The sequence below is a fragment of the Paenibacillus ihuae genome, assembly GCF_001368795.1.
Taxonomy (GTDB): domain Bacteria; phylum Bacillota; class Bacilli; order Paenibacillales; family Paenibacillaceae; genus Paenibacillus_AQ; species Paenibacillus_AQ ihuae.
The window spans coordinates 1-10,799 of record NZ_LN831201.1 but is presented as its reverse complement, the minus strand read 5'-3'; the positions used below and the strand labels follow the sequence as shown (position 1 = coordinate 10,799).

Sequence of the window (10,799 nt, the reverse complement as noted above, 5' to 3'; positions counted from 1 at the left end):
TTATATCCTGTCGGTGAACCCCGGCACGCTTACAGCTTTCGGCCGCATTGATATGGGCTGGTATTCTGTATTTCTGGCTACTGCACTTGCAGCAGGTATTTTTACAATTGCCATGGGACTGTTCATTAATTTCCCGGTAGCTCTGGCACCTGGTATGGGCCTTAATGCATATTTTGCTTCCGTAGTTTTAGCTTCGCAAACGACTGATCATCCTTTCAGCTGGCAGATGGGTCTGACTGCAGTATTCATTTCCGGTCTGATCTTTATTCTGCTGACCGTCACCAGGGTGCGGCAAATATTGCTTACCGCTATTCCTGACAGTCTGAAGCATGCGATTACAGTTGGTATCGGGTTGTTCATTACGATTATCGGTCTTAAGAACAGCGGACTTATGACCATCGGCGTTGAATCCGGCAGCGACATTGCTGCTAACAAGTTTACTGATGTCCTTTCCTTCGAAACGGTTATTCATATGGGCAGCCTGGAAAATACGAACGTTCAGCTGGTAATCATCGGACTGCTGCTGATTGCCGTACTGATGGTGCTGCAGGTACGCGGTGCAATTCTGTTCGGTATTCTGGGTACTACATTGGTCGCCATTCTTATGGGCGCGGTTGATTTCAGCACACTTAACAGTCCTCAAACCCCTTGGGTTCCAGATTTCACGCAGCTGAACTTCATGGAATTTGACTGGGACGGCATCATGCATACCGGTATTGTTTCGGCGATTGCCACCTTTACCTTTGTTGAACTGTTTGATACTTTCGGTACGCTGGTAGGTACTGCTGAACGTGCAGGAATTATGAAGGATAAAGAAGAAGGCAAGAAACGCGTCGGAAATGCAATGTTCGTAGATGCAATTGCTGTTACAGGCGGCGCTATGCTCGGTACTTCCACTACAACTGCTTATGTCGAAAGTGCTGCCGGTGTTGCCGAAGGCGGCCGTACAGGTCTGACTGCCGTAACCACTGGTGTCTGCTTCCTGCTTGCATTGTTCCTGGCTCCGGTAGTCGCGCTGATTCCTGGTTCAGCTACCGCAGCGGCCCTGATTATTGTAGGTGTACTTATGGCTCAATCGATCCGTGAAATTGACTTTCAGGATATGGTTTATGCAATTCCGGCCTTCCTGACCTTCGCGATTATGCCGTTTACTTATAACATTGCCAACGGGATTTCGTTTGGGATTGTAACTTATGTAATCCTTGCTGGCGTAGCCAATCTGGCTGGCAAGAAAAAATATGATATCCACTGGATGATGTGGGTACTGGCAGTTCTGATTATTCTGCGTTATGCTCTGATCGGCAGCCAAGGCTAAGTCTCATAAACTTATTTAATCGATTGCTAACGGCTCCTTCAGAGATGAAGGGGCCGTTATTTTTGTATCTTCTTTTCCCCGCGCTTACAGCTTCAGAATAGGACAAAGAGCTGCTTCGGACTTTTCATCATCCGGTATTTAGATTATATTGTTGAAGAGGTGATGTAAGTTGTCCGGCATTCTTAATAGGATATATAACTCCTGTAAGAGCAATCCTTGGCCGCTGCTGCTTTTTGTGCTGGGGACGGTCATTCGGCTGGTTTATATAGGATCGGTTCCGCCGGGGTTGAATCAGGATGAGGCGTCTATAGGTTATGACGCTTACGCTATCCTTCATTACGGGATAGACCGCAGCGGTGTTCATTTGCCTATTCATCTAACCGCCTGGGGCAGCGGACAAAATGCGCTGTATGCGTACTTGTCGATGCCTTTCCTGCTGCTGTTCGGACTGACACCGCTGTCGGTGCGGGCTCTGAGTGCTGTGATGGGACTTATCGGAATGCTCTTCTTCTATTTAATTATGAAAGCAGCTGTTTACTACAAGAACGGCATGCATAGCCGCCATGTTTTTTATAGTTATCAATCCGTGGCATATCATGATGTCGAGATGGGCTCTGGAATCCAATTTGTTTCCAACCCTGATTTTGATAGCTGTCTACTGTATTCTGCAAACCTTTCATTCCCCGAAATGGATATATGCTTTTACCGCTGTACTGGCTTTGTCGTTGTATGCTTATGGTACAGCTTATTTTTTTGTTCCCGTGTTTGCCTTAGGGACTGCAATTCTTCTATTGTATAGTAAAGTCCTGAAAGTCCGTACGCTGCTCTGGAATGGGCTGCTGTTTGTATTGCTGGCCCTGCCCATATTATTATTTATAGTAATTAATCATTATGACCTGCAGGCGATAACGACTCCGCTGCTGTCTGTTCCGAAGCTGACGATGCCGCGGGTGGAGCAGATTTCTTCTGTATTCAGCGGGCAGCTGCTGCAGACAGCCACAGACAATTTCCGTGAATTTATTAAAATCATGCTGAGCGGAAGCGACGGATTGCCATGGAACTCTATATCGTGGTACGGCTATGCCTACCCGATTGCATTGCCCTTTGCACTCATTGGACTTATTGTGATGATACAGGCACTGAGGCGGCAGGGACGGAAGGAATCGGGGAGGGCGGTAATTCTGCTCTGGCTCCTGACAGCTATGCTGATGGCCTTTATCACTACTGTGAATATTAACCGGATTAACATCATTTTTTATCCGGTGATTATGCTGGTTACGGCGGGATTCAACTGGTTATACCAAAAGTTAAAAATCGCCGGCATTTTATCAGCTGCTGCTTTTACAGTGATGTTCGTTTCGTTTGCAGGAGTATATTTCCGGGACTTCCCCGATAGAATCGGCCCGGCGTTTTTTGATTCCCTTGGTGAGGCAATACAGTATGCCTCTGAGCACAGTACCGGAGAAGTCTACGTTACGGATGAAGTCAATATGCCCTACATTTATGTCCTGTTTTATGAGCAGATCAATCCACAAGATTTTCGGGAATCGGTCGTCTATTCCAACCCAGGAGATGCATTTCAGCAGGTCTCCTCGTTCGGCCGATACAGGTTCGGCAAGCCGGATAGGTTATCCGGGAACTCGGCATATATCTTTAGTAACAGTACCCCTCTCCCTGCAGCGGCAGAAGGAAGGTATACGGTTAAACGATTTGCCAATTACAGTGTATTACTCTCTACAGAGCCTCAAGTCGGGGATGCCCCTCTCGTTCCTTCAACGGGCAAAGGATTTTTTAACGGAGGATTTGAGGAAGGTGCCGCGGGCTGGAACTTTTCGGAGGGGACAGGGTTGGCAAGCAACAACCCCGGAGCCGGAACTTATCTGGCTTACCTAGATGCGGGCGCGGACAAAACGATCACCCAGGCCTTCACAGCACAATCACCTCCGGGAGAATACAAGCTGTCTGTTCTGGTGAGTGCCGGCGGCGGAGGCGGAAAGATCGGTCTGCGAGTGAATGATATCTTACAGGCTGAAGCGGATCTGACAGCTGGAGAAGAATATCATCAGATTACACTGCCCGCGATTGCCCTTCATCAGGGCGATCAGGCGAAGGTTATCATAACCGGCGGAAACGGCTGGATTAACATTGATGAGGTGAGGTTGGAACGATGATCAAGAATACACGCGCGGCTGCAATCCTTGTATTAATGCTGCTGATGTTCGTACTTCCTGTAACAAGTATTTATGCGGAAGGCAATCTGCTGCAGAATCCGGGTTTTGAAGAAGGGGAAGAAGGAGTGCCTGCCGGCTGGACGAAGGATGCCTGGATTGCCGGAGACAGCTCCGGTATTCTATCGGTTCAGTCAGAGGAAGTTCATTCCGGCAGCAAAGCTGCAGTTATTGAGAATCTTGAACCGAATCATCTGAAATGGATCCAGAATATTACGGTCACTCCAGACAGCTACTACAAGATTTCCGGATATATCAAAATTGCCAGTACCGCTGGCCAAGGCTTAGGTGCAAATGTTTTCCCGGTTGGCATTGGCGGCGGGTACCCGGCTACAACGGATACGGGCGGAGACTGGCAATATCTGGAGTTTGTCGGCCAGACCGGGAAAGAGCAGACTGAACTCGGCATAGGTGCGGCTCTGGGCGGCTACTCCAGTCTGATTCAGGGCAAAGCCTATTTTGATGACTTGTCTGTGGAGCAATTGGATGCTGCCCCTGAAGGAGTAAGTGTTATTTCGCTGGATAGCGGCGCAGTGGCCCAGGCGGGAGGCAGTGAGGCTGAAGCGCCACCGCACAAAGTATCACCAGCTAAGCTTTTGCTGATCGCGGCAGTATTCAGCGTATTTTTTGCTCTTCTATATAATAGGGCTTTGCGCAGCAACAAGCTGCTTCAGCAGCAGGATGGTGTCTATACGAGATGGCTGTATGTTGTGTTCGCTGCTGCTTTTATTTTACGTGTTTGGATCGGCCTGACTGCCCAGGGGTATCAGAATGATATGAATACCTTTATTGCCTGGGGCCAGCGACTAGTCGACAGAGGTCCGGGCGGATTCTATGAGGAGGGCTACTTCGCAGATTACCCGCCGGGTTATTTGTACATATTGTATCTGCTGAGTGCAGTCCGCAGCCTGTTCGGCTTCACGCATGGTTCGGGCGGGGAGACGCTGCTCTTTAAGCTGCCGGCCATTGTGTCGGATCTGGTGCTAGGCGGCCTCATTTACCGGATCGGACGCAAGAAGCTCGGGTCTGGTGTAGCTATGGGTTTAATGCTGCTGTTCCTGTTCAATCCGGCGGTATTGATGGACTCTGCAGCCTGGGGCCAGGCGGATTCCTTCTTTATGGTATTTCTGCTGTTAAGTATTATGGGCGCTGCGGATAAAGCCTTTGTCCGCTCTGCCATCTGGTTTGCGATTGCTGTGCTTGTTAAGCCGCAGGCACTGATTTTTACGCCTGTGCTGCTGTTTGCGTTCTACCATCACCGGGCCTGGAAGCAGCTGGCAGTGGGTGCCCTTTACGGGCTGGGAATATTCCTCCTGCTGGCAGCCCCGTTCTTCTGGAATAACGGCGGTATAGGCGGGCTGATTGATTTATACAAGAATACCTTATCGTCTTATCCTTATTCTACAGTGAATGCCTTCAATCTCTATGCGCTGACGGATCCTATGTGGTCGTCCATGGATTTGACGTGGCTGGGAATAACTTATCGCGTGTGGGGCTTTATTTTCATTCTTGCAGCAGTAGCTGCGGCGGTTTATTTTTCCTTCAAAAAAGACCGCAAGGAGCTGTCCAAATCCTACTTTATCGGTATGCTGCTAATCGTGATTATGTTCGTGCTGGGCACCAAAATGCATGAGCGTTATATCTACCCGGCCCTGATTCTCTGTTTGTTCAGTTATATAGAGAGTCGTGACCGGCGGTTCCTGACCCTGTTTCTGGGTTTCACCTTAACGCAGTATATCAATGTAGGCTATACACTGGCCCATCTCAATGCCGGGAATAATCCCCCGTCGGACGGAATCGTGCTGGTTACTGCGATTGCCAATCTTGCTTTGCTGGTATATACGCTGTACACCGGGTATATGGTTTATGTCCGCAAACAGACCAAGCTTCTCGCGCCACCGGCTACGGATACAGAGAAATATGCGGCTGATTTTGCGCTTGCCGAAGGCATCCGTCCGCTGGATCAGAAGAGTAAAGCTAAGTTCAAGCTGCTGCGTAAAGACTGGGTGTGGATGCTTTCGATTACTGCCGTCTATGCAGTGCTTGCGCTAATTAATCTGGGGTCAACCAAAGCGCCGGAAACCTTATGGGAGCCAGCGGCCAGCGGCGAGAGCTTCTATGTCGATCTGGGCCAGAGCAGACAGCTGGAACGCGTAAATGTATTCGGCGGAGTGGGCACCGGCAAATTTAAGCTGGAATTCAGCGAGACTCCGGATGCCTGGAGCAGTCCGCTGGATGTGAATGAGGAAGTGGGCAATGTATTTATCTGGAAAAGCCAGCCTTTGAACGTAGCGGCAAGGTATGTGAAGCTGACCGTTACTTCGCCTGGTTTTACCCTGAATGAAATGGCCTTCTATGAACAAGGCGGAGGCAAAACTCCTCTTCCCGTAACCAGCGTCACTCCGGATGCCGCAGCAGCTGCCAAAAGAGGCGAGCCTGCTAATCTGTTCGACGAACAGTCCGTCATCCCGGAGAACTCCAATTTTATGAACAGTACGTATTTTGATGAGATTTATCATGCACGCACAGCATATGAACATTTTCACGGTATTGTGGCCTATGAGAATACCCATCCGCCGTTTGGCAAAATTCTGATCGGAGTGGGGATGGAGCTGTTTGGCGTAAATCCGTTTGGCTGGCGGATTATCGGTACCCTGTTTGGGATTGCCATGCTGCCGCTAATCTATATTATGGCTCTGCGGTTATTCCGGAAAAGCCGTTACGCTGCGCTTGCCGCCGGACTGTTCGCACTTGATTTCATGCACTTTACACAGACGCGCATCTCGACGATAGATGTGTATGGCGTATTCTTCATTATGTTAATGTTCTATTTCATGCAGCGCTATTTCACAATGAATTTTTACCGCGAACCGCTGCGCCGGACACTGGTACCGCTATTCTGGTCCGGTCTTTTCTTCGGCATCGGCGTCGCCTCTAAATGGATTGTGCTGTACGGCGGTGCCGGATTGGCGATCATGCTGGCTTTCTCGTTGTTCGAGCGTTATAGGGAACATACATCAGCAGGGCGTATACTCGCGGAAGGCAAGCTGGGTGATCAGGAGCTCAAGGCCGCCTGCCTTACAGCTGACAGATCCTTCTGGAAAAATACCATCATTACACTGGCTAGCTGCATCGTATTCTTTGTAGTTATTCCTGCTGTTATCTATGGTTTGTCCTTTATCCCGGTGCTGTCCGTTACGGCCGAGGGTTACACGATTAAAGGGCTGATCGAGGCCCAGAAAAACATGTATGACTACCACAGCCAGCTGGTAGCTACACATCCATTTGCCTCCTCCTGGTGGGAATGGCCGTTTATGAAGCGTCCGGTATGGTTCTTTAGCGGCGGCGAAGGCTTGCCTGAAGGTCAAGTGAGCAGTATTGTCACTATAGGCAATCCGCTGATCTGGTGGACCGGAATTTTCGCCATGCTTGGTACGGTTTATCTTACTGTGAAGCGTAGAGACAAGAGCCTGTACATGCTCTGGATCGCCTTTTTCTCGCAATACGTGCCTTGGATGCTCGTTCCGCGTGAGACGTTCCTGTACCATTATTTCGCCATGGTGCCGTTCATGATTCTTGCAATTGTATATGTAATGAAGCTGCTGGACAGCAAATATCCCGAAGCCAAGAATATCCGTTATGCTTATGTGGGCCTTGCCGCGCTGCTCTTTATCCTGTTCTATCCGGTGCTGTCGGGTATGCAGGTGAGCGGCGATTATGTCAACACTGTGCTGCGCTGGTTCCCTTCCTGGGTGTTCTAGGAGCCAGCCGGTTTTATCTTACTAAACTTTTTAGGAGGAACAAGGGTGAAAGCCAGATACAGTGTAATTGTCCCGATGTACAACGAGGAGGAGGTCATTCAGCATACGTATGAGCGTCTCCGACAAGTAATGGACGAATGCGGTGATTCCTATGAGCTGGTCTTCGTCAATGATGGCAGCCGTGACCGTACAGCAGAGATTATGCGCGGAATCAGCAGCCGGGATGAACATGTCAAGCTGATTGACTTCTCGCGCAATTTTGGCCATCAGGTCGCGATTACGGCCGGGATGGATTATGCCGAGGGGCAAGCGGTGGTTGTCATTGATGCGGACCTTCAGGACCCGCCTGAGGTCATTTTGCAGATGATCGCCAAGTGGAAAGAGGGCTATGAGGTAGTCTACGCCAAGCGGATTAAGCGCCATGGGGAGACGCTGTTCAAAAAAGTGACCGCCAAGCTTTTCTACCGTTTGCTGAGCAGCATGACGAGCGTAGAGATTCCTACGGATACCGGCGACTTCCGGCTGATTGACCGCAAAGTATGTGATGTGCTGCGGGGGCTGAAGGAGAAGAACCGTTATGTCAGAGGTCTGGTGAGCTGGGTGGGCTTCCGGCAGACGATGGTTGAATATGTGCGGGAGGAGCGGTTCGCCGGAGAGACTAAGTACCCGCTTAAGAAAATGATCCGGTTTGCGCTCGATGGCATCACCTCCTTTTCGCATAAGCCGCTCAAAATAGCTTCATACGTTGGCTTTTTCCTGTCCTTTACTAGCTTTCTTTATCTGTTTTTTGTATTGTTCCAGAAGTTATTTACTTCCTGGACGGTTCCCGGCTGGGCTTCTATAGTGGGTGTCAATTTACTATTTAACGGTATCGTGCTGATGCTGCTTGGGGTAATCGGAGAATATATCGGACGTATTTATGATGAATCTAAGGACAGACCGCTCTATATCGTGCGCGAAACCAAAGGCTACAGTGACGGAGAATATGATGTATTGCGAGAGGACAATGACGATGGCAGATAAGAAGCTGAACGCGGGGGTTATCCAGTTCTTAAAATTCAATGCCGTGGGGCTGCTGAATACGCTGATTGATTTTGCAGTATTCACCCTGCTACATTCCTTGGGCATGATCAATATCCCGGCGCAGATCATTTCTTATAGTGCGGGTACAGCAAATAGTTTTGTGTGGAATAGAAAGGTGACTTTTCGTGACCGAAACGCAGGCAGGAATGGATCTGACAGGCTGCAGCTGTTGAAGTTTATCGTACTCAATCTGGTGGTGCTTGGAATTTCAGTGCTGCTAATGCATCTTCTGACTGACAGCTTCGGGCTTCAGGTACTTATTGCCAAGGTGCTCGTTACGTTTGTCACTGTGATTATCAATTTCTTCGGTAGCCGCATGTGGGTATTTTGAGACAAATATTAGAACAGGGCTTGCCCGGTTCCAGACTAACGGGGTGATGTATATGCGGAAGTTTTCCTATTTGATTATACTGGCCGGAATCCTTGTTATGCTGTATCCGAAAGCAAACGAGTGGTATAACGACAGACAACAGGATAAATTGCTGAAAGAGGCCGAACAGGCTTATAGTGAGATGGCCCCGACCTCCCAGCCGGATCTGAAAAAATCGTACGCAGAAGTGACTCAGCTGCTCACAGAAGAATCATCTGATGAGGAACAGGTGCTGCCATCAGCACAGCCCTCTCCGGAGATTAAGGTGGGCGGCAAGATCATCGGAATTATCCAGATCGACCGGATTGACTTGAAACTGCCTGTCTTAGAGGGGGCGACCAAGTCTAATATGAAGCATGCTGCTGCCCATATGAAGGAGACGGCTCCGCTCGGCGAAGTCGGAAACGCAGCTATTGCCGCTCACCGGTCAAGAACTATGGGGAGACTGTTCAACCGGTTAAATGAAGTGAAGATTGGTGACACGATCTCAATTAAAACGAGTACAGAAGAATACCAATACGAGGTTTATGATATATCCGTAGTAGAGCCGACGGATGTATCGGTGCTGAATGGGGATAACATGAATAAAATCCTTACTCTGATTACTTGTGATCCGCTGGTAAATCCGACACACCGCTTGATAATCCATGCAAAATTATCCTGAATTTGAGGCTGGGGAGAAATGACCCGAAATATGATAAATTTTAGTGGAAAATGTTAGAAATCTAGCAATTTGGGGCTTGTATATAGATGACAATATGATACTATATAACTATAAAAGCTATACACGATAACGGCAAACCTATCGAAAGGTAGGGACGCAAAGCTAGAGGGCCTTCCCGAAAGGATGGCAGCCAGCTACCGAATGAGGGCTTTTTTTGTTTGCTTTTTTGAGACTAATCTAGCATTTATTGGTAGATGAGAGAACAGATAAAGCTGCAACGATAACGGCAAACCTATCGAAAGGTAGGGACGCAAAGCTAAAGGGCCTTCCCGAAAGGATGGCAGCCAGCTACCGAAAGGGGTTTTATCCAATGAAAAAGTTCTATTTTATGTTATTAACGTTGTTTGTCGTAGTTACTTCCGTTCAGACAAGCACAGCTTCAGCTGCAAGTGCAACTACGGGCTGGTTAAATACAGCGAAACTGGATCAGGGCGTTGTCGAAGTTTCCTATGATGTACCCGCAGACAAGCGTATCAAAGTCATGATCACTAAGGATGGCAACAGCTATACCTACAACTTATATGCTTTTCAAACCACAGAATCCTTTCCGCTGCAACAGGGGAATGGCACATATAAAGTATCAATTCTTGAGAATACAAGCGGCAACAAATATAAAGTAATCTCTTCCGAAAATGTAGTACTCAACTTGAGCAATGCCAACGCCGTATACTTGAGTTCAGTACAGAACGTGAAATGGAGCTCTTCTGATAAATCCGTATTAAAAGCTAAACAGCTTACACAAGGACTTACTACAGATGAAGCCAAGGTAAAAGCTATTTATAACTACATCGTTGCAAATGTGAAGTATGATAATCTGCTAGCTGCAAATGTAACACAGGACTATATCCCGAAGAACGACAACACTCTGCTCACCAAAAAAGGAATCTGTTACGATTATGCGTCGCTATTTGCAACCATGCTGCGCAGTGAAGGAATCCCGACCAAATTGGTAATGGGCAATACCACTTATGTTTCAACGTATCATGCTTGGAATGAAGTGCTGCTAAACGGTAAATGGATAACAATCGATACAACAGTTGATGCTGGACTGGCTAAGAACAGTAAAGATACTGCGTTGATCAAAGTAGCAAGCAAATATAGCGCTGCAAAATTCTATTAATAATTCATTATATTAACTATCTACGATACGCAAGATAACCTGCTTAAGGATTAAGCCGGTTATCTTTTTTAGTTAAAGGGGTTGCTTTTCCATATGTATCTGCGGTATTATAGGTAAGCGTTGTTAGAGCGCACGGAAGTTTGACTGAAATGACTGAATAAGAAATTTCAAAAAAAGACTTGCGTTTCTAAATCGAAC

The 10,799-nt window shown here is 48.0% G+C and carries 8 protein-coding genes and 2 riboswitches; all 8 genes read left to right on the top strand.

Translation table 11 applies throughout. The features are described 5' to 3' along the window. On the top strand, positions 1-1,315 hold a 1,315-nt coding region (locus AQR02_RS24425), incomplete at its 5' end, for an NCS2 family permease (RefSeq protein ID WP_054943012.1). A gap of 286 nt (positions 1,316-1,601) precedes the next feature. Further along, a complete protein-coding gene (locus AQR02_RS33190) occupies positions 1,602-2,114 on the top strand; it encodes a hypothetical protein (protein WP_148449203.1) in 513 nt (170 codons plus the stop codon). Further along, complete coding sequence (locus AQR02_RS24415) at positions 2,107-3,486, top strand: carbohydrate-binding protein (RefSeq protein ID WP_054943010.1); 1,380 nt, start codon at positions 2,107-2,109, stop codon at positions 3,484-3,486. Before AQR02_RS33190 ends, AQR02_RS24415 begins: the two co-directional genes overlap by 8 nt. Further along, a complete protein-coding gene (locus tag AQR02_RS24410; RefSeq protein WP_054943009.1) occupies positions 3,483-7,304 on the top strand; it encodes a glycosyltransferase family 39 protein in 3,822 nt (1,273 codons plus the stop codon). Before AQR02_RS24415 ends, AQR02_RS24410 begins: the two co-directional genes overlap by 4 nt. A 45-nt stretch (positions 7,305-7,349) precedes the next feature. Continuing rightward, a complete protein-coding gene (locus AQR02_RS24405) occupies positions 7,350-8,327 on the top strand; it encodes a glycosyltransferase family 2 protein (RefSeq protein ID WP_082452063.1) in 978 nt (325 codons plus the stop codon). Further along, positions 8,317-8,718, top strand: coding sequence for a GtrA family protein (locus AQR02_RS24400; RefSeq protein WP_054943008.1), 402 nt, complete (start codon positions 8,317-8,319; stop codon positions 8,716-8,718). The genes AQR02_RS24405 and AQR02_RS24400 overlap by 11 nt, the downstream gene beginning before the upstream one ends. A 52-nt stretch (positions 8,719-8,770) precedes the next feature. After that, positions 8,771-9,421, top strand: coding sequence for a class D sortase (locus AQR02_RS24395; protein ID WP_082452062.1), 651 nt, complete (start codon positions 8,771-8,773; stop codon positions 9,419-9,421). Positions 9,422-9,542: 121 nt separating this feature from the next. Then, positions 9,543-9,623: riboswitch (cyclic di-GMP riboswitch) on the top strand. 73 nt (positions 9,624-9,696) lie between these two features. Next, positions 9,697-9,777: riboswitch (cyclic di-GMP riboswitch) on the top strand. A gap of 14 nt (positions 9,778-9,791) precedes the next feature. Further along, the gene (locus AQR02_RS24390) at positions 9,792-10,601 is read left to right on the top strand and encodes a transglutaminase-like domain-containing protein (RefSeq protein ID WP_054943006.1); all 810 of its coding nucleotides are present in this window, start codon (positions 9,792-9,794) and stop codon (positions 10,599-10,601) included. Positions 10,602-10,799: the final 198 nt, after the last annotated feature.